Source organism: Modicisalibacter sp. MOD 31.J (assembly GCF_020147985.1).
Lineage (GTDB): Bacteria > Pseudomonadota > Gammaproteobacteria > Pseudomonadales > Halomonadaceae > Modicisalibacter > Modicisalibacter coralii.
Window position 1 is genome coordinate 42,551 of sequence record NZ_JAGXFF010000001.1, and the last position, 23,729, is coordinate 66,279.

21 protein-coding genes are annotated in these 23,729 nt (G+C 68.3%); 11 read left to right on the forward strand and 10 right to left on the reverse strand.

The window, feature by feature from the left end:
- Positions 1–51 precede the first annotated feature (51 nt).
- The gene (gene ccsA, locus KGR00_RS00195; protein WP_129140717.1) at positions 52–852 is read right to left on the reverse strand and encodes a cytochrome c biogenesis protein CcsA; all 801 of its coding nucleotides are present in this window, start codon (positions 850–852) and stop codon (positions 52–54) included.
- A 220-nt stretch (positions 853–1,072) separates the two neighbouring features.
- On the opposite strand from ccsA, the gene ffh reads away from it, so the two are divergent.
- The 10 genes from ffh to KGR00_RS00245 all read left to right on the forward strand — a co-directional run bounded on the left by ffh (position 1,073) and on the right by KGR00_RS00245 (position 11,564).
- Positions 1,073–2,503: a signal recognition particle protein gene (ffh, locus tag KGR00_RS00200; RefSeq protein ID WP_224418145.1), complete on the forward strand. Its 1,431-nt coding sequence runs from the start codon at positions 1,073–1,075 to the stop codon at positions 2,501–2,503.
- Positions 2,504–2,669: 166 nt separating this feature from the next.
- The gene (gene rpsP / locus KGR00_RS00205; protein WP_129140715.1) at positions 2,670–2,936 is read left to right on the forward strand and encodes a 30S ribosomal protein S16; all 267 of its coding nucleotides are present in this window, start codon (positions 2,670–2,672) and stop codon (positions 2,934–2,936) included.
- 13 nt (positions 2,937–2,949) lie between these two features.
- Entirely contained in the window at positions 2,950–3,498 is a 549-nt protein-coding gene (gene rimM, locus KGR00_RS00210; RefSeq protein ID WP_129140714.1) for a ribosome maturation factor RimM, read from the forward strand.
- Positions 3,499–3,563: 65 nt separating this feature from the next.
- Positions 3,564–4,352 (forward strand): tRNA (guanosine(37)-N1)-methyltransferase TrmD, encoded by a 789-nt coding sequence (gene trmD, locus KGR00_RS00215; protein ID WP_129140713.1) that lies wholly within the window; start codon positions 3,564–3,566, stop codon positions 4,350–4,352.
- A 163-nt stretch (positions 4,353–4,515) separates the two neighbouring features.
- Positions 4,516–4,872 carry a 50S ribosomal protein L19 gene (rplS, locus tag KGR00_RS00220; protein ID WP_129140712.1) on the forward strand — a complete coding sequence of 119 codons (357 nt, stop codon included), beginning with the start codon at positions 4,516–4,518 and terminating at the stop codon, positions 4,870–4,872.
- 116 nt (positions 4,873–4,988) lie between these two features.
- Positions 4,989–5,897 (forward strand): site-specific tyrosine recombinase XerD, encoded by a 909-nt coding sequence (gene xerD, locus KGR00_RS00225; protein WP_129140711.1) that lies wholly within the window; start codon positions 4,989–4,991, stop codon positions 5,895–5,897.
- 3 nt (positions 5,898–5,900) lie between these two features.
- Positions 5,901–6,656: a DsbC family protein gene (locus tag KGR00_RS00230; protein WP_224418144.1), complete on the forward strand. Its 756-nt coding sequence runs from the start codon at positions 5,901–5,903 to the stop codon at positions 6,654–6,656.
- Positions 6,657–6,731: 75 nt separating this feature from the next.
- Positions 6,732–8,048 (forward strand): homoserine dehydrogenase, encoded by a 1,317-nt coding sequence (locus KGR00_RS00235; protein WP_224419827.1) that lies wholly within the window; start codon positions 6,732–6,734, stop codon positions 8,046–8,048.
- A gap of 141 nt (positions 8,049–8,189) precedes the next feature.
- Positions 8,190–9,578, forward strand: coding sequence for a threonine synthase (gene thrC, locus KGR00_RS00240; protein ID WP_224418143.1), 1,389 nt, complete (start codon positions 8,190–8,192; stop codon positions 9,576–9,578).
- 198 nt (positions 9,579–9,776) lie between these two features.
- On the forward strand, positions 9,777–11,564 hold the full coding sequence (locus KGR00_RS00245) for a DHHA1 domain-containing protein (protein WP_224419826.1): 1,788 nt from the start codon (positions 9,777–9,779) through the stop codon (positions 11,562–11,564).
- 17 nt (positions 11,565–11,581) lie between these two features.
- On the opposite strand, the gene KGR00_RS00250 is transcribed toward KGR00_RS00245, so the two are convergent.
- The 5 genes from KGR00_RS00250 to KGR00_RS00270 all read right to left on the reverse strand — a co-directional run bounded on the left by KGR00_RS00250 (position 11,582) and on the right by KGR00_RS00270 (position 16,945).
- Complete coding sequence (locus tag KGR00_RS00250; RefSeq protein ID WP_224418142.1) at positions 11,582–12,526, reverse strand: L-lactate dehydrogenase; 945 nt, start codon at positions 12,524–12,526, stop codon at positions 11,582–11,584.
- Between the two features lie 105 nt (positions 12,527–12,631).
- On the reverse strand, positions 12,632–12,946 hold the full coding sequence (locus KGR00_RS00255; protein WP_224418141.1) for a DUF2845 domain-containing protein: 315 nt from the start codon (positions 12,944–12,946) through the stop codon (positions 12,632–12,634).
- A 52-nt stretch (positions 12,947–12,998) separates the two neighbouring features.
- Complete coding sequence (locus KGR00_RS00260; protein ID WP_224418140.1) at positions 12,999–13,418, reverse strand: VOC family protein; 420 nt, start codon at positions 13,416–13,418, stop codon at positions 12,999–13,001.
- A 166-nt stretch (positions 13,419–13,584) separates the two neighbouring features.
- Positions 13,585–16,524, reverse strand: coding sequence for a heavy metal translocating P-type ATPase (locus tag KGR00_RS00265; protein WP_224418139.1), 2,940 nt, complete (start codon positions 16,522–16,524; stop codon positions 13,585–13,587).
- The gene (locus KGR00_RS00270; protein WP_129140704.1) at positions 16,517–16,945 is read right to left on the reverse strand and encodes a MerR family transcriptional regulator; all 429 of its coding nucleotides are present in this window, start codon (positions 16,943–16,945) and stop codon (positions 16,517–16,519) included. The genes KGR00_RS00265 and KGR00_RS00270 overlap by 8 nt, the downstream gene beginning before the upstream one ends.
- A 253-nt stretch (positions 16,946–17,198) precedes the next feature.
- On the opposite strand from KGR00_RS00270, the gene KGR00_RS00275 reads away from it, so the two are divergent.
- Positions 17,199–18,470, forward strand: coding sequence for a TonB-dependent receptor (locus tag KGR00_RS00275; RefSeq protein ID WP_224418138.1), 1,272 nt, complete (start codon positions 17,199–17,201; stop codon positions 18,468–18,470).
- Between the two features lie 48 nt (positions 18,471–18,518).
- Here KGR00_RS00275 and KGR00_RS00280 read toward each other — a convergent pair whose 3' ends face one another.
- The 4 genes from KGR00_RS00280 to KGR00_RS00295 all read right to left on the reverse strand — a co-directional run bounded on the left by KGR00_RS00280 (position 18,519) and on the right by KGR00_RS00295 (position 23,677).
- Positions 18,519–20,117: an ABC transporter ATP-binding protein gene (locus tag KGR00_RS00280; protein ID WP_224418137.1), complete on the reverse strand. Its 1,599-nt coding sequence runs from the start codon at positions 20,115–20,117 to the stop codon at positions 18,519–18,521.
- A 7-nt stretch (positions 20,118–20,124) separates the two neighbouring features.
- Positions 20,125–21,081, reverse strand: a complete 957-nt coding sequence (locus KGR00_RS00285) for an ABC transporter permease subunit (protein WP_224418136.1) — start codon at positions 21,079–21,081, stop codon at positions 20,125–20,127.
- Positions 21,082–21,097: 16 nt separating this feature from the next.
- A complete protein-coding gene (oppB, locus tag KGR00_RS00290) occupies positions 21,098–22,021 on the reverse strand; it encodes an oligopeptide ABC transporter permease OppB (RefSeq protein ID WP_224418135.1) in 924 nt (307 codons plus the stop codon).
- 72 nt (positions 22,022–22,093) lie between these two features.
- Positions 22,094–23,677, reverse strand: a complete 1,584-nt coding sequence (locus KGR00_RS00295; RefSeq protein ID WP_224424097.1) for a peptide ABC transporter substrate-binding protein — start codon at positions 23,675–23,677, stop codon at positions 22,094–22,096.
- Between the last annotated feature and the right edge of the window lie 52 nt (positions 23,678–23,729).

Consider the following 23,729-nt stretch of genomic DNA (forward strand, 5'->3'; position numbering starts at 1 on the left):
AGGCTCGTTTGTAGGGAATCGGCGCGCCCTGTGTCAAGGCGACGGGCGGTCTCAGACGTCGTGAAAGACCACCTCGATGGCGAACTTGCTGCCGAAGTAGGCCAGCAGCAGCAGCGTGCAGCCGCCCAGTGTCCAGCGCGCCGCCTTGATGCCGCGCCAGCCGAAGAAGTGGCGTCCGGCGAGCAGGGTGGCGAAGATCACCCAGGCGGCGAACGACAGCACGGTCTTGTGCACCAGGTGCTGGGCGAACATGTCGTCGAGGAACAGCATGCCGCTGACGATCGACGCGGTGAGCAGCAGCATGCCGACCCAGATCAGCTCGAACAGCAGCCGCTCCATGGTGGTCAATGGCGGCAACGACTGGACCAGCCCGCGGGTGTGATGGCGGCGCAGCGCCTGGTTCTGGCGGGCCAGCAGCATCGCCTGGACGGCGGCGATGGCGAACAGCGAGAAGGCCAGGATCGAGGTCAGGACATGCACCATGATGCCCGGGGTGAGGCCGGCCGGATGGCTGCCCACCGGCACTTCCGTGGCCAGCAGGATCGACAGCGCGGCGACCGGGAACAGCCCGGCGGCGGCGCTGAGCACCGGCTTGGCGAGACTCGCCACCAGCAGCAGGATGGCGACCAGCCAACTGATCAGCGAGGCGCTCGCCGACACGCCGAGACTGAGTTCGCCGAGATCGCGCAGCGCCGAGGCGATCACTACCGTGTGGCAGACCACGGCCATCAGCCCCAGCCCGCGGACCAGGCCGGGGCGCGGCGGTACGCGGCGCAACAGCGTCAGGCCCTGCCAGGAGCCGGCGCCGAGATAGAAGGCCATGGCCAGAACAGCGAAGGGAAACGCCTGCATGGTGGGAACCTGCCGACCCGGTGAGAGGATGACAAAGGGAGAATCATTCGCGCCACACTATATCGGATTCGCCCAGCCGCGCCCAGTTCTGCGCTGGCGCGAGCATGGAGACCGCTGCACGGAAGGCGTATAATCGGCCGCCAACACGTCGGCGCCCGCCGGCCGGGGCCTGTCGGCTCCGCCGGTGTGGCGGCCCGCGCATCCATTGCCGGAGAGTCCCATGTTCGAAAGTCTCTCGGAACGTCTGTCGAAGACGCTCAAGTCGATCACCGGTCAGGCCCGCCTGACCGAGGACAACATCAAGGACACCCTGCGCGAGGTGCGTCGCGCGCTGCTCGAGGCCGACGTCGCGCTGCCCGTGGTCAAGGCCTTCATCGATCGCGTCCGCGAGCGGGCGGTGGGCCAGGAGGTCTCGCGCAGCCTCTCGCCGGGTCAGCAGTTCGTCAAGATCGTCCAGCAGGAGCTCGAGGCGATCATGGGCGAGGGCAACGTGCCCCTCGAGCTCAAGCAGCAGCCCTCGGTGATCCTGATGGCCGGCCTCCAGGGCGCGGGCAAGACCACCTCGGTGGCCAAGCTGGCCAAGTACCTGCGCGAGCGCGAGAAGAAGAAGGTGCTGGTGGTCTCGGCCGACGTCTACCGGCCGGCGGCCATCGACCAGCTCGAGACCCTGGCCGGGGAGGTCGAGGCCGATTTCTTCCCCTCGACCAGCGACCAGCAACCGGTGGCCATCGCCGAGGCGGCGATCAAGCACGCCCGGATCCAGTTCCACGACGTGGTGATCGTCGATACCGCGGGCCGGCTGCACGTCGACAGCGACATGATGGACGAGATCCAGGCGCTGCATAAGGCGGTCTCGCCACAGGAGACGCTGTTCGTCGTCGACGCCATGACCGGCCAGGACGCCGCCAATACCGCCAAGGCCTTCCACGAGGCCCTGCCGCTGACCGGGGTGGTGCTGACCAAGGCCGACGGCGACGCCCGCGGCGGCGCGGCCCTGTCGGTACGCCACATCACCGGCAAGCCGATCAAGTTCATGGGCATGGGCGAGAAGGTCGATGCCCTCGAGCCCTTCCACCCCGATCGCGTCGCCTCGCGCATCCTCGGCATGGGCGACATGCTGTCGCTGATCGAGGAGGCCGAGCGCACCGTCGACAAGGGCAAGGCCGAGCGGCTCGCCAAGAAGGTCAAGAAAGGCGAAGGGTTCGACCTCGAGGATTTCCGCGACCAGCTCCAGCAGCTCAAGAAGATGGGCGGCATGGGTGGACTGATGTCCAAGCTGCCCGGCATGGGGCAGATGGCCGAGGCGGCCCAGGGGCCGGGCGTCGAGAAGGAGTTCGGCAAGCTCGAGGCGCTGATCAACTCGATGACCCCCAAGGAGCGCCGCAAGCCGGAGATCATCAACGGCTCGCGCAAGCGGCGCATCGCCGCCGGTGCCGGCCTGCAGGTCCCCGATCTTAACCGTCTGCTCAAGCAGCACAAGCAGATGCAGAAGATGATGAAGAAGGCCGGCAAGAAGGGCGGCATGCAGAAGATGATGCGCGGCATGGGCGGCATGCCGGGCATGGGTGGCCCCGGCGGCATGGGCGGTCCCGGCGGTATGGGGGGCATGGGCGGCCCGGGCGGCCCGGGCGGCGGCTTTCCGCGCCGCTGAGCCGCTGGGGCGGCCGGCCTTGTCAAGGAAAAAGGTTTCCAACGCCGGCCGATTTCCGTAGAATGCTGCGTCTTCGTGGCAAGCTGCGCGCATGCGCGGCGCGAGACTGCAGCCGCAGTCGTCACTGTGGCGTAATTTCTGAATTCAACCGAAGGATAGTAACGCAATGGTTACCATTCGTCTGGCACGGGGTGGCGCCAAGAAGCGTCCCTTCTATCACCTGACCGTCAGCGATTCGCGCAAGTCCCGCGATGGTCGCTTCATCGAGCGCGTCGGCTTCTTCAACCCGGTCGCCCGCGGCCAGGAAGAGCGTCTGCGCGTCGACCTCGACCGCATCAGCCACTGGCAGGGTCTGGGTGCCCAGGTCACCGAGCGCGTCGCCGAGCTGATCAAGGAAGCGCGCAAGCAGCAGACCGCCCAGGCCCAGGCCTGAGTGCGTTCCCGGCATGCCGAGTGACGTGACGCGACAAGGCGATACGGACGACTACGTCGTGCTGGGCAAGCTGACCAGCCCGCATGGTGTCAGGGGCTGGCTGAAGGTGTATTCGTACACCGACCCGATGGAAGGCATCCTCGACTACCCCGAGTGGGTCCTGGTGCAGCACGGTTCGCAGCGTGTCTATCGTGTGGCCGAGGGGCGCCGTCAGGGCAAGGGACTGGTGGCCGGCCTGGAGGGAGTGACCTCCCGGGAGCAGGCCGAGCAACTGGCCGGCGCGGAGATCCTGCTGGCCAAGGCGCATCTGCCGCCGCTCGAGTCGGGCGATTTCTACTGGCACCAGCTCGAGGGACTCAGGGTCGTGACGCTCGAGGGCGTCGACCTGGGCTACGTGGATTACCTGTTCGAGACCGGCGCCAACGACGTGCTCGTGGTGCGCGGCGATGCCGAGAGTCTCGACGAGAAGGAGCGTCTGCTGCCGTTTCTTCCCGATGAGGTGATTCGCGAGGCGGATCTCGATGCCGGCCGGCTGACGGTCGACTGGGATCCGGAATTCTGAAGGCCGGGGCGACCCGGTCGAGCGACGCGCCCGGCGCCGTCGCTGACTGCTCCATGGATCAGGCCGTGTGGATTGGTGTCGTCTCCCTGTTCCCGGAGATGTTCGAGGCCGTGACCGGCTTCGGCGTGACGGGGCGGGCGGTCAAGCAAGGGCTTCTGGACGTCGAGTTCTGGAACCCGCGGGATTACGCCACGGACCGGCATCGGACGGTGGACGATCGCCCCTATGGCGGTGGCCCCGGGATGCTGATGAAGGTCGAGACGCTGCGCCAGGCGATCCATGCGGCCCGGGATCGGGGCGAAGCGCGCTTCGGCGTGCCGCCCAAGGTGGTCTACCTGTCGCCGCAGGGGCGACCTCTGGATCAGCGGGGCGTGCACGAACTGGCGGCCAGCGCACCGTTGGTGCTGGTGGCCGGCCGCTACGAGGGCATCGACGAACGCGTCGTGGAGAGCGACATCGACGCGGAGGTCTCGATCGGCGACTACGTGCTGAGCGGCGGCGAGCTGCCGGCGATGGTGCTGATCGATGCCGCGGCCAGGCTGGTGCCCGGGGTGCTCGGGCACCAGGGCTCGGCGGTGGAGGATTCCTTCACCGACGGGCTGCTGGACTGTCCGCACTACACGCGCCCGGAGGACATCGACGGGCGGCGGGTGCCGGAGGTCCTGCTCAGCGGCAACCACGAGCGGATTCGTCGCTGGCGCCTGCAGCAGGCCCTGGGCAGGACCTGGTTGCGGCGCCCCGAGCTCCTGGAGCATCGGACGCTGGACCCGGAGCAGCGCGAGCTGCTCGAGGCGTTCATCGAGGAATACGCCAGATTGGCGGAGGAGCGTGCCGGGTCGGTCGAGGCCGACTGAGGGGCCTGCCGGGTTACGGCCCCGCACGGTACGCGTCACCCATTGTCGTTCCCGCGTCGTCGAACGTCGGGATCACACGCCCGGCGGGCATCGCCACGGTCATCGTACCGTCAGCGCAACGCGGCGAGCCCGCCCGGCAAAACATCAGTCAAGGAGTCGTAACATGAGTGGCAAGAACAAGGTGATCCAGGCGCTCGAAGCCGAGCAGATGGAAAAGGCCATTCCGGAATTCGCCCCCGGCGATACCGTGGTCGTCCAGGTCAAGGTCGTCGAGGGTAACCGCGAACGTCTGCAGGCCTTCGAAGGCGTGGTGATCGGCAAGCGCAACCGCGGTCTGAACTCCGCCTTCACCGTGCGCAAGATCTCTCACGGGGTCGGCGTCGAGCGGACCTTCCAGACCTACAGCCCGCTGGTCGACTCCATCGCCGTCAAGCGTCGCGGCGACGTGCGTCAGGCCAAGCTCTACTACCTCCGCGAGCGCAGCGGCAAGTCGGCACGCATCAAGGAAAAGCTGGCCTGAGAAGGCCGGCTTCCGGGGCGCGACAGCCGTCGCGCCCTGTGCCGAGCGACCCCGTCGCCGCGTCATGCGGGGCGGGGTTTGTCGTATCTGGCGGGGCGGAAGAGGCGTGAAGCGCCATGAGCGACACGCATGACAACGACGAGCGGCTGATCGAGGCCTTCCTCGATGCCCTGTGGCTCGACCAGGGGGCCAGCGAACATACCCTGAGCGCCTATCGTCACGACCTCCAGGCCTGGCGGAACCGTCTGGCGGACGAGGCGGCGGGGAGCCTGCTGCGCCCCGCCCCGGGGGCGCTGGCCGGCTGGCTCGATGCGCGCCGCGCCGCGGGCTATCAGCTGCGCAGCGATGCCCGGCTGCTGTCGAGCCTGCGCCGCTTCTACCGCTGGGCGCTCGAGCAGGGGTTGTGCGAGGCCGACCCGCTCGCCGACGTGCGCCTGCCGCGCGTCACGGCCCGGCTGCCCGATACCCTCGACGAGGCGGAGGTCGAGCGGCTGCTCGCCGCGCCCGACACCACCACGCCGCTGGGGCTGCGCGATCGCACCATGCTCGAGGTGCTCTACGCCTGCGGGCTGCGCGTTTCCGAGCTGGTCGGCCTGCGCCACGACAGCATCAATCGGCGCCAGGGCGTGGTCCGCGTGCTCGGCAAGGGCGACAAGGAACGCCTGGTGCCATTGGGGGAAGAGGCCCAGGTCTGGCTGGAGCGCTACCTGCGCAGCGCGCGTGGCGAGCTGATGCAGGACGTTCGCCAGGCGCCGTTGTTTCCCGGTCGCGGCGACGGCTTCATGACTCGCCAGACCTTCTGGCATCGAATCAAGCGCCATGCGCAACGGGCCGGCATCGACAAGCCGCTGTCGCCGCATACCCTGCGCCATGCCTTCGCCACGCACCTGTTGAATCATGGCGCCAACCTGCGTGTCGTACAGTTGTTGCTGGGTCACAGCGACCTGTCGACGACGCAGATCTACACCCACGTGGCGCAGGCGCGACTCGAAGCCCTGCACGCGGCCCATCATCCTCGAGGTTGAACCATGCATCGAACGCGACAGATCCTCTCGCTCGGCCTGGCGGCCGTGATCACTGTACTGACCGTGGCCACCGCCCAGGCGGCGGTACCCGAGGCGCTCTCCCAGGACCTGACCGTCAACGGCAAGCCGGTCCCGGTCGAGTCGGTGAGCGACACGCCCATGCAGGGCATCTACGAGGTGCGCCTGAAAAGCGGCGAGACCTTCTACAGCGACGCGGACGGCAGCTTCTTCGTCGTCGGCGACCTGTTCGCCAACCGCGAGGATGGCCTGGTCAACCTCACCCAGCAGGCCCGCAACGGCGAGCGCAACCAGCGCCTGGCGAAACTGCCCGAGGATGAGCGGGTGATCTTTCGCGGTGCCGAGGAACCCAAGGCGGTACTGCGCGTGTTCACCGACGTGACCTGCCCCTACTGCCACAAGTTCCACGAGGAAGTCCCGCGGCTCAACGCCATGGGCATCGCGGTCGAATACCTGGCCTTCCCGCGCAGTGGCCTGGGTTCCGCCGGGGCGCGCCAGATGGCTCAGGTCTGGTGCAGCGACAACCGCCAGGAAACGTTCACCGCGGCCATGAACGGCGAGGCACCGACCAATGCCCCGGATTGCGACAATCCGGTGGCCGACCAGTATCATCTGGGGCTGGACCTCGGGGTGCAGGGCACCCCGGCGATCGTGCTGCCCGACGGTCGCATGATTCCCGGCTACGTGCCCGCCGAGCGGCTGGCCGGGATGCTGGGCCTCGACACGGGCAAGTCCGGCTGAGATCGGGCGCGTTGGACACCATGGCCGGCCACGGCGCCGGTCGAGAGCAGACAGACAAATGAGGGGAGCATGACCTTGAAACCGGTGAGAGTAGGGATCTGTGGACTGGGGACCGTCGGTGGCGGCACCTTCAACGTGCTGATGCGCAACGCCGACGACATTGCGCGACGCGCGGGTCGGCCGATCGTCATCGAGCAGGTCGGCGCCCGTCGCGAGAATCCCGATTGCGACACCACCGGGGTCAAGGTCACCGCCGATATCTTCGAGGTGGCGCGCAATCCCGACGTCGACGTGCTGGTCGAGCTGATCGGCGGCTATGACGTGGCCCGGGAACTGGTGATGACCGCCATCGAGCACGGCAAGCACGTGGTCACCGCCAACAAGGCGCTGATCGCCGTGCACGGCAACGAGATCTTCCAGGCCGCCCACGACAAGGGCGTGATCGTCGCCTTCGAGGCGGCGGTGGCCGGCGGGATCCCGGTGATCAAGTCGATCCGCGAGGGGCTCGGCGCCAACTGCATCCAGTGGCTGGCCGGGATCATCAACGGCACCGGCAACTACATCCTGACCCACATGCGCGACGAGGGGCGGGCCTTCGAGGACGTCCTCGCCGAGGCCCAGGCGCTGGGCTACGCCGAGGCCGACCCGACCTTCGACGTCGAGGGCATCGACGCCGCCCACAAGCTGACCATCCTCGCCTCGATCGCCTACGGGGTGCCGCTGCAGTTCGACAAGGCCTACACCGAGGGCATCTCGCGGATCACCTTCGACGACGTCGAACAGGCCGACAACCTGGGCTACATCATCAAGCATCTGGGGCTGACCAAGCGCACCGAAGCCGGCCTCGAGCTGCGCGTACACCCCACGCTGATCCCCAAGGGACGCCTGCTGGCCAGCGTTCACGGCGTCAAGAACGCCATTGCGGTGATGGGCGATGCGGTCGGCCCGACCCTCTACTACGGTGCCGGTGCCGGTGCCGAGCCGACGGCGTCGGCGGTGGTCGCCGATCTGCTCGACGTGGCCCGCGACATCGCCACCGACCATCATTATCGGGTGCCCTACCTGGCCTTCAGCGGCATTCACGACGGCGACAATCATCTGCCGATCCTGCCCATGGAGGAGATCGTCACCGCCTACTACCTGCGCCTGCTGGCGGTGGACCGCCCCGGGGTACTGGCGCGCGTGGCGACGATCCTCTCCGAGCGGGGCATCTCGATCGAGGCGATCATCCAGAAGGAAGCCACCGAAGGCGAACTGGTACCGATCATCCTGCTGACCCACCGGACCCGCGAGGCGTACATGAACGAGGCGATCCGTCAGCTCGAGTCGCTGGCCGACATCGCCGGGCCGGTGACGCGGATTCGGGTCGAGTCCCTGGACGAACAGGAATAAGCCGAGAAGAAAGAGGCAAGACACAAGAGGGAAGAGAGCCGGCATGGCGACGCTTTGGGGGTCTCTTCGCTCTTTCAGGCGCACGGCGCCGATCTTCCGTCTTCAAGCGGCGCAGCCGCGATCTTTCCGAAGGAATTGATGATGCGTTATATCAGTACGCGCGGGCAGGCGCCGGCGCTCGACTTCGAGGATGTGGTGCTGACCGGCATGGCCAGCGACGGCGGGCTCTACGTGCCCGAGACGCTGCCGCAGTTGTCCCACGACGACCTGGCCGAGATGGCCGGGCTGTCCTATGCCGAGATCGCCTTCCGGGTGATGAAGCCGTTCGTCGGCGGCGAGATCGACGACGCGACCTTCCGCGACATCGTCCACGATGCCTATGCCACCTTCAGCCACGAGGCGGTGGTGCCGCTCAATCAGCTCGGCGCCAATCACTTCCTGCTCGAGCTGTTCCACGGCCCGACCCTGGCCTTCAAGGACGTCGCCCTGCAATTGCTCGGCCGGCTGCTCGATCACTTCCTGAAAAAGCGCGGCGAGCGCGCCGTGATCATGGGCGCCACCTCCGGCGATACCGGCTCGGCGGCGATCGAGGGCTGCCGCCACTGCGACAACCTCGACATCTTCATCCTGCACCCGCACAACCGCGTCTCCGAGGTGCAGCGTCGCCAGATGACCACGGTGCTCGCCGACAACGTCTTCAACGTCGCCATCGAGGGCAACTTCGACGACGCCCAGGCGATGGTCAAGGCCAGCTTCGCCGATCAGGCGTTCCTTAACGGCACCCGGCTGGTGGCGGTGAACTCGATCAACTGGGCGCGCATCATGGCCCAGATCGTCTACTACGTCGCCGCCGGCGTGGCGCTCGGCGCCCCTCACCGCCAGGTGAGCTTCTGCGTGCCCTCGGCCAACTTCGGCAACGTCTTCGCCGGTTACATGGCCTACCGGATGGGCCTGCCGGTGGAGCGCTTCGTGATCGCCACCAACGCCAACGACATCCTGCATCGCACGCTGACCGACAACGACTTCTCCAAGCGCGATCTCGCCGCGACACTGGCGCCGTCGATGGACATCGTGGTGTCGTCGAACTTCGAGCGCTTGCTGTTCGATGCCTACGAGCGTGACGGCGACGCCGTGCGCGCGCTGCTCGAGCGCTTCCAGGACGAACCGACCGCGCTCGCCGAGGCGCCCCTGGCGCGGCTGCGCGAGAAGTTCGCCAGCCACAGCGTCGACGACGCGACCATCCTCGAGGTGATCCGCGAGGCGCATCAGCGCACCAAGGAGATCCTCGATCCGCACACCGCCACCGGCTATCGGGCGGCGGAGGTCTGCCGCGGCGACGCGCACGTGCCGATGATTACCCTGGCCACCGCGCACCCGGCCAAGTTCGCCGACGCCGTGGTCAAGGCCGGCTTCCCCGGGGTGCCGCTGCCCGTGCACATGGACGGTCTGCTCGAGCGCGAGGAACGCTACACGGTGCTGCCGGCGGACCTCGCGGCGGTGCAGCGCTTCGTCGCCGACAATCGCCGGTGAGGCGGTACCGCGGCTGATCCGGAGACAGGGTGGCGAGGGGGCGCGGTAGCCCCTTCCTTGGGCGGCTACCGACGCCATCCTTGGCGTCGCCCCCTCCGGCCCGCCACCGGCGCCCCGCGTGATCGTCGCAGGAGCCGGCACGCCCGGTTTGCGGGCGTCTTGTCGTCATTTCCTGGAGTTTTCGTGAACACCACGCCGATGCCCGTTGCCGATGCCTCGCTGACGCCCCGAATCCTGCCGCGCGCCCGCGACGAGGCCCTCTACCGCCGTGCCCTGGAGGCCGGGCTCTCCGAGCTCCAGGCGCGGGTGCTGGCCGGCCGTCTGGCCGGCTATCGGGGCGAGCTCGCGCCGCTGGTGACGCCGAGCCTGCGCCATCTCGAGCACCCCGAGCGCCTGGCGGATGCCCGTCGCGCCGCCGAGCGGCTCGCCCGCGCGGTCGCCGAGGGCGAGCACATCGGTATCCTCACCGACTACGACGTCGACGGCATCACCTCCCACGTGGTGATCCTGCGTACCCTCAACGAGCTGTTCGGGGTGCCGTCGCACAAGCTGCACAGCCTGATCGGCCACCGCATCAACGATGGCTACGGCATCAGCCTGCCGCTGGTCGAGCGTACCCTGGCGCTCACGCCGCGTCCCGACGTGATCGTCACCGCCGACTGCGGCTCCTCGGACGAGCCGCGCATCGCCCGGCTCGCCGCGGCGGGCATCGACGTGATCGTCAGCGACCACCACGCGCTGCCCGAATCGGGGCCGCCGGCCTCGGCCTACGCCACGGTCAATCCCACCCGGCGCGACTGCGACTTTCCCGACCCGACCATCGCCGGCTGCATGGTCGCCTGGCTGGTGATGTCGCTGACCCGCGCGGTGCTGATCGAGATCGGCCATCTGTCCGCGTCGACGCCCAAGCTCTCGCCGTGGCTCTCCTACGTCGCGCTGGGCACCGTCGCCGACTGCGTGTCGCTGGGCGGCAGCGCCATCAACCGTGCCGTGGTCACTCAGGGGCTGGCGCTGATCAACCGCATGGAGGCGCCCTGCTGGCGGGTCATGGCCGAGCGCCTGGGGCCCGACAGCGTGCCCTTCGACGCCGAGACGCTGGCCTTCCAGATGGGCCCGCGCATCAATGCCCGCTCGCGGCTCGACGACCCCTACGCCGCGCTGCACTTCGTGCTCGCCGCCGACGATGCCACGGCGCGCCGGCATCTCGAGGTGCTCGACGCCGACAACCAGTCGCGCAAGGCGATCGAGGCCGACATGGTCGAGACCGCCCGCGAGCGGGCGATGCTGCAACTGGCCGCGGGTGCGCGGGTGCTGGTGGTGCACCTCGAGGACGGTCACGCCGGGGTGCAGGGCATCGTCGCCTCGCGCCTGGTGCAGGCCTTCGGCCGGCCGACGCTGGTGCTCACTCCGGCGGTCCAGCCGGGCATGCTGACCGGCTCCGGGCGCTCCATCGAGGCGCTGCATCTGCGCGATGCCCTGCAGCGCGCTCACGATCTCGCTCCCGAGGCGTTGCCGCGCTTCGGTGGCCACCGCGGCGCCGCGGGGGTCGGCGTGCCGCTGGAACAGCTCGAGGCGTTTCGCGAGGCGCTGGCCCGGGCCGTCGACGAACAGCTCGGCGAGGGCGAACTCTACCCGTGTGTCTTCACCGACGGCGATCTGGACGCGGAGCAACTGTGCCTCGCCACCCTGGACGAGCTGGAGCGCCTGGCGCCTTACGGCCGGGAATTCGACGCGCCGCTGTTCGACGGCGAGTTCCTGGTCGAGAATCTGCGCGTGGTGGGCGCCGACGGCAGTCACCTGATGCTCACCCTGACCCGGGGCGCGGCCAGCGTGCGGGCGATCTGGTTTCGCGCCCTGACGCCCGGCGAGCTGCCGGCGTTCGATCTCGGCGCGCGGCTGCGCTGTGCCTACAAGCTGTCGCGCAATCGCTGGAAGGGGCGCGAGTCGCTGCAGTTGATGATCGAGCACGCCGAGCCGGTGACCTGACGCCTCGGCGTGCCGTCTCAGGGGTTGTCGGCCGCCTTGACGCTGTCGATCAGCGTGCGGAGAAACGCCGCCGAGGCGTGCAGGCGCTCGAGTTCGTCGTCGCTGAACGGCACCCGGATGATGCGTGCCACGCCGCGCTGGTCGATGACCGCCGGGACGCTGAGCACCACGTCGTCCAGTCCGTAGTCTCCCTGCAGCAGCACGCCCGCCGGCAGGATCGAATGCTCGTTGACGGTCAGCGCCTGGACGATGCGGAACACGCTGGCGGCGATGCCGTGATTGGTGTTGCCCTTGCGCTCGAAGATGTCGATGCCGATCTGCTTGACGTCGGCCAGTACCTGGTCGCGATCGAGCCGGGGGAGGTCGTGAAGGGTACAGTAGCTGTCCAGCGACTGACCGGCGACGTGGGCCAGCGACCAGGGGATGAAGGCGGTCTTGCCGTGTTCGCCGAGCACGTAGCCGAAGACGTTCTTGGGATCGATGCCCAGACGGTCGCCGACGATCTTCATCAGTCGCGCGGTATCGATGATGCAGCCCGAACTGATCACCCGATGCGGCGGATAGCCGGTCCCGGCGATCACGAAGTAGGCGGTGATGTCGACCGGATTGGAGACCAGGATCAGGATGGCATCGGGGGCGTGGCGCTCGACGTCCCGGGCGATCTCGACGGTGATGCCGGCATTGATCCCCGCCAGCTCGTCGCGGGTCTGGCCACGTTCGATCTGGGCCCCGGCGGTGATGATGACGATGTCGGCGCCACGGCAGTCGGCGTAGTCACCGGCGACCAGGCGCGTGTTCTTGGCGAAGGTCAGCGCGGTGGTGTGCGAGAAATCGAGAATCTCGCCCTCGGCCCGGTCGCGGTCGATGTCGACGAGTACCAGTTCCGAACAGCTGCCCATCAGCAGCAGGTAGTCGCAGATGCTGACGCCGACCATGCCGGCGCCGATGACGGCGATCTTCATTTCAGCCTCCCCTGCAAGTCCGTATATTGCATTGCAGCATAGCAGGTTTGGCGGGGACCGAGCATCGAGCCTGTCAGCGGTTTGCGACGGCCTCGCCTTGTCGTGTCACGATGGGCCGACGGCCATCTCGATGCTGATGAGTTTCTTATTGATGAACCGCAGGTAGTAGCGCGCGCCGTTCCTGGGCCCGTACACCCAGTGCTCCACCTCGACGGCCCCCTTGTTGTCGGTTGCCGGGGACAGCGTTCTGGCGTCCGGCTTGCCGCATTTGCGAATGACATCGACGGTCAAATCCCCTTCATGGACCAACGCATTGCCACAGCGCATGGCGTGGGCATTGCCCGGATAGGCGATGCTCAGCATGGCGGATAGCAGGGCGATGCACAGTGGCAAGGAATGGCGGGCGGGGTTCTCGACCATGAAGACTTCTCTCCTTGTACCGCAGTTCCCGGCCAGGTGCCGGGAACGACGATCAATAATTCGGCCAGACCCCGGGGGTGGCGAGTTCCAGCAGATGGCCGTCGGGGTCGCGGAAGTACAGGCTTTCGCCACCGCGGGGCCAGTGAGTGCGGCCTTCGATGGCGATGTCGTGATCGGCGAGGCGTGCCTCCCAGGCGGCGAGTTCGTCCGCCTCGATGGCCAGCGCCAGATGCACGCGCCCGGTACCGTCGTGGGGCGGGATGGTGCCCATGCCGTCGGGCAGCGTCACCGTCTCCTGCGTCGCGCCTTCCAGAAACAGCAGCAGCACGGTGTTGCTCCCGGCGTCGTAGGCGGTGAAGCGATGATCGGCGGTGAACGCCTCGAGGCCCATCACCGTCTCGAAGAAGCGGCGGGCCCGACTCATGTCGGTGACGTAGAGAGCGGTTTCCAGGATTCCATCGAGTTTCGGCATGGGCGGCTCCTCGGCTTTCTCTTCAGCGTAGCAAGTCGTTCAGCCCCGGTGCGTGGGCGTGCCCACCAGACCCGCAGCGGGGCGCTTTCACCTCAACGATGCGACCCCCAGAACCACCAGACGATCCCCGCGATCAGCGCCAGTCCGATGACGTTGACGAGCACGCTCATGCCGATACTTCCCGATTCCCGTCGGGTTTGAAGAAACGCAGCCGGTTGGCGTTGCTGACCACGGTCACCGACGAGGCCGACATGGCCAGCGCGGCGATGATCGGTGACAGCAGCATGCCGGTGAGCGGATAGAGGATGCCGGCGGCGATGGGGATGCCCAGCACGTTGTAGCCGAACGCGCCCCACAGGTTCTGCTTGATGTTGGTCAGTGCCGCCTGGCTGATGGCGATGGCGTCGGCGACCCCATGGAGCGAGTTGCGCATCAACGCGATGCCGGCCGATTCGATCGCCACGTCGGTACCCTGGCCGATGGCGAAGCCGACGTCGGCGCGGGCCAGTGCCGGGGCGTCGTTGATACCGTCGCCGACCATGCCCACCACCTCGCCGCGTGACTGCAGCTCGGCGATGGCGTCGTGCTTGTCCTCGGGCAGCAGGCCGGCACGGACGTCGTCGATGCCGGCTTCGCGGGCGATCGCCCTGGCGGTGGGTGGGGCGTCGCCGGTGAGCATGACCACCTCGAGCCCGGCGCGCTTGAGCCGGGCGATTGCCGCCACGGCATCGTCGCGCAGCGGATCGGCGACGGCGAACAGTGCCGCGAGGCGGCCGTCGATCGCCAGGTGCAGCACCGTATGGGCACGGGATTCGGCCGCCTCGATCCACGTCCGGCCCGGAGACAGATCGACCCCTTCGGCCTCCATCAGCGCGGCGTTGCCCAGCAGCAGCCGCTCGCCGCCGGCGAGCCGGGCGCTGACGCCGCGCCCGGTCAGGGCGGTGAACTCATGGATCCCGGTCGGCGCGATCTCGCGGGCCTCGACGAAGGCGACCAGCGCCGTGGCCAGCGGATGTTCCGAACCGCGCTCCAGCGCCAGGGCGGCGCCCAGCGCCCGCGACTCGTCGCCGAACACCTGCCAGTCGGTGACCCTGGGGCGGCCCTCGGTGAGGGTGCCGGTCTTGTCGACCACCAGCGTGGTCAGGCGGCTGGCGGTCTGCAGCGCCTCGCCGCTGCGGATCAGCACGCCGTGCTCGGCGGCCTTGCCCACCCCGATCATGGTCGAGATCGGCGTGGCCAGCCCCAGCGCGCAGGGGCAGGCGATGATCAAGACGGTGGTCGCGGCGACCAGCATGTGAGTGAGGCGTGGCTCCGGGCCGACGTTGAACCAGATCAGCGCGGTCAGCACGGCGGCGATCATCACCGCCGGCACGAACACCGCCGCGACCCGGTCGGCCAGCCGGCTGATCGGCGGCCGCGAGTTCTGGGCATCGCGCACCTGCTCGATGATCCGCGACAGCCGGGTGTGCCGGCCCACGCGGGTGGCGCGGTAGACCAGCGAGCCCTGGCCGTTGACGGTACCCGCGGCGACCTCGTCCCCCACGCCCTTGGCCACCGGCATGGGCTCGCCGGTCAGCGTCGATTCGTCGATGTAGCTGTCGCCCTCGACGACCTCGCCGTCCACCGGCAGGCGCTCGCCGGGGCGCACGCGCAGCCGGTCGCCCTCGGCGACGGCATCGATGTCGATGTCGCGCTCCTCGCCGTCGCGGATCACCCGGGCGGTGCGCGGTCGCAGGTCGAGCAGGTGCTTGAGGGCCTGCGAGGTGCGCCCGCGGGCGCGCACCTCGAGTGCCTGACCGACGTTGATCAGGCCGACGATCATCAGCGAGGCCTCGAAGTACAGCGAACGCGCCGCTTCGGGGACCACCCCGGGGGCCAGCGCGACGACCATCGAATAGAGCCAGGCCACGCCGGTGCCCAGCGCGACCAGCATGTCCATGTTCGCCTGGTGGTGACGAAACGCCTTGGCGGCACCGACGAAGAACACCCGGCCGGCGGTGGCCAGCACGCCGAACGTGGCGAGTCCCACCGCGACCCAGAACCCGCGTTCGACGCCCTCGAGGACCGGATGATGGAAGGGCATCGAGGCCATCAGGGCCAGCCCCGGGACCAGCGCGATCGCGGTATCGCGCAGTCGCTGGCGGTATTCGCGGGCCTCGTTGGCCTCGCGCTTGGCCTCGCCGCGCTCGAGGTCCTCGACCACCTCGGCGCCGTAGCCCACGGCCTGTACCGCCCGGATCAGCGCCTCGGGGGAGGCGCGCCCGGTGACCGAGGCAGTGCGACTGGCGAAATTGACCTCGGCGCGCTCGACGCCATCGGTGGCGTCCAGCGCCTGCTGGATGGTGCGCACGCAGCTGGCGCAGGTGATCCCGGACAGCGCCAGCTCGACGCTGCGACGCGCGTCGCCGGCGGGCTCGGCGGCCGGCGCGGCGGTATCGCTCGCGTTGGGCGCATCCTCGGTGGTGGGGGCGTCTGCGGAGGCCTCGCCGCCCGGGGGATAACCCGCTTCGGTCAGGGCGGCGTCGAGCAGGGCATCCGGCAGGTAACTGGCGACGGTCAACCGTTTCTCGGCCGGTTCGCCCTCCACCCGGGCCAGCGGGTCGCGGCCCTGGATCGCCTCGCGCATGCGCTTCACGCAACCCTGACAGGACATGCTCTCGATATGGCGCGTGCGCTTGGTGAAGCGGGCGGGCTCGGCGGTATACCCGGCCTCGGCGATCGCCGCCAGCAGCGACTCACCGTCCAGGCGGCTGGCGACCGTCAGCCATTGATGTGCCGGGTCGCCGTCGACCGTCGCCTCGGCGTCGTGCTGCTGGATGGCGCGACGGATCCTGCCGACGCAGCCCTGGCAACTGACGCCTTGCGTGATGAAGGCATGCGGCGCCCCGTCGGTGGGCGCGGCATCGAAACCGGCCGCGCGGATCGCCGCGACGAGTTCATCGGTGTCATGGGCGGTGGTGACCCGCGCCAGGCGTGTGTCGAGATCGATGACGGTGGTGGCGTCGAGCGCCTCGAGGGCGCGGCGCGTCTTGGCCACGCAGCCGCCGCAGCTCAGCCCGTCGAGGCGAAGCGTGCGTGTCGTGGGCCGGGCCGCGGTGTCAGTCATGCCGTTCTCCCTCCCGTGGGGCGTTCCAGTGCTCGATCAGGCGGCAGATGGTGTGGCCATCGGGGGCGCCGTCGGGCATCTCGGACCAGTTGTTCAGGGCACTCTCCATTCGCGCGGCCAGGCGCTCGAGCTCGACGATGCGCTGGCGAATCTCGGGCAGCCGGGTGGCGAGCAGATCGCGGACCATCGGGCAGGGCGAGTCGCCGTGGTCGGCATGATCGAGGATCTCGCCGATCTCCTTGAGGCTGAAGCCGAGCGTGCGCGCCCGCTGGATAAAGCGCAGTCGGTTGAGCGACGCCTGATCGAAGAGCTGGTAGCCGTTGCCGGGATCGCGCTGCGGTCGCAGCAACCCTTCGCGCGTGTAATGACGTACGGTTTCCGCCGTGACGCCGGCGGTTCTGGCCAGTTCGCCCACTTTCATCGATGTGCCCTCCGTCCGATCCAACTTCAGTGTAAAACCTGGGTGTTACCCAAAGGTCAAGGCAAGAGCTGGCGACCGCAGGATGCCCGCTGACTGCGGCCTGCAGGGCCCTTCGACTAATGGGGGAGAGCCAACGAGGATTGAAACGGACGTTTGTTCTTGACTTGATCTGACCGATCAGCCAAAACGAGGAAGAGCCTCATTGCCCGCCGGGGCAAGACGATCATCACGCCAGTTTGCAATGGGAACCATTATGGACAACAAGATCAACAAGCTCGCCCTCGCCATCGCCGCCGCCTCGACGGTGCTGTCGGGCCAGGCCCTGGCAGGGGGCTTCCAACTGAACGAGCAGAGCGTCAGCGCGCAGGGCTCGGCCTTCGCCGGGCGGACCTCCAACGTCACCGATGCCTCGATCGTGTTCGGCAACCCGGCCGGGATGTCGTTTCTCGAGCGGGCCCAGGTGACCGGCGGCGCGACCTATCTCGACGTGGACAGCGACATCGACGATGCCAGTGGTACCACGGCGCTGGGGACGCCGATCTCGCCGGCCTCCAACGAGGGTGACATGGTCCCCGGCAAGACGATTCCCTTCGGGTACTTCGTGCAGCCGATCAACGACCATCTGCACTTCGGCCTCGGCGTCTATGCGCCGTTCGGGGTGATCACCGACTACGAGGACGACTTCGAGGGGCGCTATTTCGGCAATTACAGCGATGTCGAGGTGGTGACGGTGCAGCCGACGCTGTCGATCAAGTTCAGCGACCAGTTCTCGGCCGGCTTCGGCATCACCTACAACCATATCGAGGGGGAACTGGAGCGGGCGACCTACGGCGGTCCCTTCGGCGATGGCCACGTCAAGGTCAAGGGTGACGACGACGCCTACGGCTTCACCTTCGGCATGATGTACAAGCCGCTGGAGACCACCACCCTCGGTGTGACCTATCGCTCCGACGTCGATTACGGCCTGGAGGGACATCTCGATACCGACAACATCTACGCCGGCGGCGCCGGTCCGCTGCCCGATGCCAGCTACGATGCTTCGCTGGACATCACGCTGCCCGAGACCATCGACTTCTCGGTGACCCATGAGGTCAACGACCGCTGGACGGTGATGGCCGGGGCGGCGCTGGTCAAGTGGAGCAGTTTCGACGAGCTGGTGATCGAGAACGACAGCCCGCTGGGCACGCGGGTCGAGACCCAGGATTACGAGGATGCCTGGCAGTATGCCGTGGGCACGGCCTACCAGCTCACGCCGTCCTGGGTGGTGCGCGCCGGGGTGGCCTACGACGAGTCACCGATCCGCGATTCGGTGCGCACGGTCCGCGTGCCCTCGAGCGATCGCATGATCTACTCGCTGGGGGCGGGCTGGACACCGACGCCGGATCTGACCATCGATGTCGCCTATACCTACCTCAAGGAAGACACCGCCCCGGTCGACGAGACGGCCGCGACCAGCGGCAGTTATCGGGCCGATTACGAGAACTCGGCGCAGGGGTTCGGCGCGCAGCTGACCTACCGCTTCTGAGCGTCTCGCCTCCCACGAGAACCCGGCCGCCCGGCCGGGTTCTCGCGTTCAGGCGGCGGCGTCGATGAAGGCGGCGCGCATCAACTCCCGGGTATAGGCTTCCTGCGGATCGGCGAAGATCGCCTCGGTGGGGCCGCGTTCGACGACGCGGCCTTCCTTCATGACCAGTACGGTGTCGGCCAGCGCCCTGACCACCGACAGGTCGTGGCTGATGAACAGGTAGGTGAGGTCGTGCCGGCGCTGCAGGTCGCGCAGCAGGTCGATCACCGTGACCTGCACCGACCGGTCGAGCGCCGAGGTGGGCTCGTCGAGCAGCAGGAACTGCGGCTTGAGCACCAGGGCGCGGGCGATGGCGATGCGCTGGCGCTGCCCGCCGGAGAACTCGTGGGGGTAGCGGTTGCGCATCGCCGGGTCGAGCGCGACTTCCTTCAGCGCCTCGATCACCTGCGCTTCGCGCTGGCGGCGGTTGAACTCGGGGTGGTGGACGCGCAGCCCCTCGCTGATCACCTCGCCCACCGTCATGCGCGGCGACAGCGAGCCGTACGGATCCTGGAACACCACCTGCATCTTCGCGCGCAGCGGGCGCATGCCGCCGGTGTCGAGCCTGGCGAGGTCGGTCTCGTCGAAGCGGATATCGCCTTGCGAATCCAGCAGACGCAGCAGCGCGCGGCCGAGCGTCGACTTGCCGGAGCCGGATTCGCCGACCACGCCGACGGTCTGGCCGCGGCGCAGGGTCAGGTCGATGCCGCGTACCGCCTCGAAGTACTCGCTGTCGCGGAACAGGCGCTTCTTGATGGGGAAGCGCACGCGCACGTCGCGGGCCTCGAGCAGTACCGGTACGTCGTCGGCGACCGGCTCCTTGTGGCCGTGCGGATCGGCATCGATCAGCATGCGTGTGTAGTCGTGGCGGGGATTGGCGAACACCTCGGCGGTCTCGCCGCTCTCGAGCAGCTCGCCGCGGCGCATCACGCACACCCGGTCGGCGAAGTGGCGCACCACGCTAAGGTCGTGGGTGATGAACAGGATCGCCATGCCGTAGCGTGCCTGAAGGTCCTTGAGCAGGGCGAGGATCTGCGCCTGGACGGTCACGTCGAGGGCGGTGGTGGGTTCGTCGGCGATCAGCAGTTCGGGCTCGCAGGCCAGCGCCATGGCGATCATCACGCGCTGGCGTTGTCCGCCGGAGAGTTCGTAGGGATAGCTGTCGATGCGCCGGGCCGGCTCGGGAATGCCCACCTGTTCGAGCAGTTCGATCACCTTGCCGCGCGCCGCGCGACCCTTGATCCCCTTGTGGCGGGCAAGCACCTCGGCGATCTGCGCGCCGATGCGATGCAGGGGGTTCAGCGAGGTCATCGGCTCCTGAAAGATCATCGAGATGGCATTGCCGCGAATCCGGCGCATGCGGCGCGGCGTGGCCTGGAGCAGGTCCTCGCCCTTGAAGCGGATGGCCCCGGAGGTCGTCGCCAGCTCGGGCAGCAGGCGCATGGCGGCGGTCGAGGAGACCGACTTGCCGGATCCCGACTCGCCGACCAGTGCCAGCGTCTCGCCGGGACGGATGTCGAAGCTCACGCCCTTGACCGCCGAGACGCTGCCGGTGGGCAACTGGAAGTCGACGCTCAGGTTGTCGATTTCGAGAAGTTTGTCAGCCACGGGAACCTCAGCGCGTTTTCGGGTCGAGGGCGTCTCTCAGCCCGTCGCCCAGGAAGTTGAGACAGAACAGCGTCACGGCGAGGAAGATCGACGGCACCAGCAGCATCCAGGGCGCGCCCTGCATGGTGTCGGTGCCTTCCGATATCAGCACGCCCCAGCTGGTCAGCGGCTCCTGCACGCCGAGTCCCAGGAACGACAGGAAGCTTTCGAGCAGGATCACCTTGGGCACGGTGAGGGTGACATAGACGATCACCGGACCGATGGCGTTGGGGATCAGGTGGCGGGTGACGATCTTGCTGTCCTTGACGCCCAGCGCATGGGCGGCCTCGACGAACTCGCGGCGCTTGAGCGAGAGCGTCTGGCCGCGCACGATGCGCGCCATGTCGAGCCATTCCACCGCGCCGATGGCGGCATAGATCAGGAAGATGTTGCGGCCGAACACCACCATCAGCAGGATCACCAGGAACATGAAGGGCAGCGAGTACATGATGTCGACGAAGCGCATCATGAGGTTGTCCAGGCGGCCGCCGACGTAACCGGAGATGGCGCCGTAGAGCACGCCGATCACCAGGCTGACGAAGCTCGCCACCAGCGCCACCGACAGCGACACGCGGCCGCCGTAGAGGGTCCGCGTGAGCAGGTCACGGCCGTTGGCGTCGGTGCCCAGGAAGTGGCCGCCCTCGAGGCTCGGCGGGGCGGTGAAGGCATTCCAGTCGACTTCGGCGAGCCCCCAGGGCAGGACCAGGGGCCCCAGCACGCAGACCGTGGCGATCACGATCAGCAGTATCAGGCTGACCATCGCCGCGCGGTTCTGCTTGAGTCGCCGCCAGGCGTCGCGGGTCAGGCTCTCGCCGGCCACCGCGCCGGCCTCGGGATCGGGTTCGGCGGGCGGGTTGGGTCCGCCGGGCGGCGTCCCGCCGGGCGGCATTCGGGGCCCGCTGTAGGGCGTGGTATCCGTGGTCATCGTCGTTCCTCGCCGGTCAGTCGTAGCGGATTTGCGGGTCGAGCGCCGAGTAGGCCAGATCGACGAGCAGGTTCATGAGCACGATCAGCGCGCCGTAAAACACCACCGTGCCCATCACCAGGGTGTAGTCGCGGTTGAGCGCGCCCTGGACGAAGTAGCGGCCGATGCCGGGGATACCGAAGATCTGTTCGATCACCACCGAGCCGGTGATGATGCCGGCGATCGCCGGGCCCAGATAGGAGGTGACCGGCAGCAGCGCCGGGCGGATGGCATGGCGCAGGATCACCTGCGACTCGGAAAGCCCCTTGGCGCGAGCGGTGCGGATGTAGTGGCTGCCCAGCACCTCGATCATGCTGGCGCGCATCATGCGGGCGATGTAGGCGATCTGCTGAATCGACAGGGCGATCACCGGCAGCACCAGATTGGGCCATGCGCCGCCGTTCCAGCCGCCGGCGGGCAGCCAGGCGAGCAGCACGCCGAACACCAGGGCGAGTATCGGGGCGATGACGAAGTTGGGGATGGCAATGCCCGCCAGCGCGGCGCCCATCACCGCATAATCGATCGCCGAGTTGCGCCGGATCGCGGCGATGACGCCCAGCGGCAGGCCCAGCAGCAGGGCCAGCAGGATCGCCAGGCCGCCGATCTCCAGGCTCACCGGGAAGCCCTGCAGGATCAGCTCGCTGACCGAGAAGTCCTTGTACTTGAACGACGGGCCGAAGTCCCCCTGGAGCAGGTTGCCCATGTAGCGCAGATACTGCATGGGCAGCGGCTCGTCGAGGTGATAGGCCGCCTCGAGGTTGGCCTCGATCTCCGGCGGCAGCTGACGCTCGCCGTCGAAGGGACCGCCCGGCGCGATGCGCATCAGGAAGAACGAGATGGTGATCACGATCAGCAGCGTGGGAATCGCCTGCAGCAGGCGCTTCAGCGTGTAGCTCAGCATGTCGGGCTCCCTGGCGCGCCATGACGAGGGCGCCCGACATCGGTCGCTGGGAGGAGTCGATAAAGCACGGGATCAGTCCTCGATCTGGATGTAACGAAGCGGGTGAACGTCGGTCGGTGTCGACTGCCAGCCCGTGATGCCGGGGGCCACCAGGTGGGCACTGACGTAATCGTAGAGCGGCAGCAGGGCGTAGTCGTCGAGCAGGCGCTGCTCGGCCCGAGTCATCAGCCGGGCTCGGGCCGCCGGGTCGAGCGTCTGCGTGCTGCGCTCGACCAGGGCGTCGTAGTCGGCGTCGTGATAGCCGCTGCTGCGTGCGGCGCTGCCGCCGTCGGCATAGGCGTTGAGGAAGTCATAGGGGTCGTCGACGGTGGCGGCCATGCCGTAACGCGCGACCTGGAAGTCGCCGGCGGCGACCGCCGCGTAGTGCACCGCGGCCTCGCTGTTGATCAGGTCGACCTCGACACCCAGCGGCTTCCACATCGCCGCCACCGCCACGGCGATCTTCTTGTGATCCTCGAGGGTGTTGTAGCGCAGGGTCAGCGGCAACGGATGCTCGGGACCGTAGCCGGCCTCGCGCATCAGGGCCTGGGCGCGTTGCAGGCGCGCCTCCGGCGATTCCTCGGCGAAGGCCATGCGGCCCCGGGTGCCGCCGGCGGTGGCGCGCGGCACGTACCAATAGCTGCTGCGCTGGCCCATGCCCAGCAGTTGCTGGGTGATCACGTCGCGGCGCACGGCGAGATTGAGCGCCTCGCGGACGCGCGGGTCGGCGAGGGGCTGGCCGTCGCGCAGGTTGAACATGTAGAAGTACTCGGCGACCAGCGGGCCGACGCGCAGGGCGTCGCCGAGGTGCTGCTTCACCCAGTCGAACTTCGCCGCCGGCACTCCCGAGTAGGCGATGTCGAGTTCACCGCTGCGAAAGCGGTTGAGCGCCGCCCCGGCGTCGTCGATCGGATAGAAGGTCGCGCCGTCGAGGGCCACGCTGTCGGCGGCGTAGAAACGCGGATTCCTCGCCACGCGCACGAAGGCCTGCGGTCGCCACGCCTCGAGGGTGAAGGCCCCGCTCGACACCAGGGCGCCTGGCTCGGTCCAGGCCGTGCCGACGCGTTCGATCAGGTGCTCGGGCAGTGGTGCCGCCTCGCTCATCGCCAGGGCCTGGAGGAAATAGGCGGCGGGCTGGTCGAGGTGGACGACCAGGGTACGGTCGTCGGGCGCCGAGACGCCGAGCGTCGCCGGTTCGGCCTTGCCGGTGTTCACCGCCCGGGCATTGTGGATCGCGTAATAGAGGTTGGCGTTGTGATTGGCGGTGGCCGGCGCGAGCAGGCGGCGCAGCGCGAACACGGCATCGTTGGCGGTGATCGGCTCGCCGTCGGACCACCGGGCGTCGCGCAGGTGAAAGGTGTAGACGGTACCGTCGTCGCTGATCCGCCACGACTCGGCGAGCCCGGGCACCAGGCTGCCGTCCACGTCATAATCGATCAGGCGGTCGAACAGCGACCGGGTGATGCGCGTCTCCCAGGCGCCGCTGGTCTTCTGCGGGTCCAGGGTGCCGGGCTCGGCGCCATTGCCGATGGCCAGGGTGGCGGCCGGCGCACCGCTCGCCATGGCGGCGGCAGTGCCGGCCAGCAGTAGCGCGGGAATCAGGCGGCGAAAGGACATGGTCGGTTTCCCACTCGAGGACGACGACCCCGGCCCGGACGTCGCCGGGCCG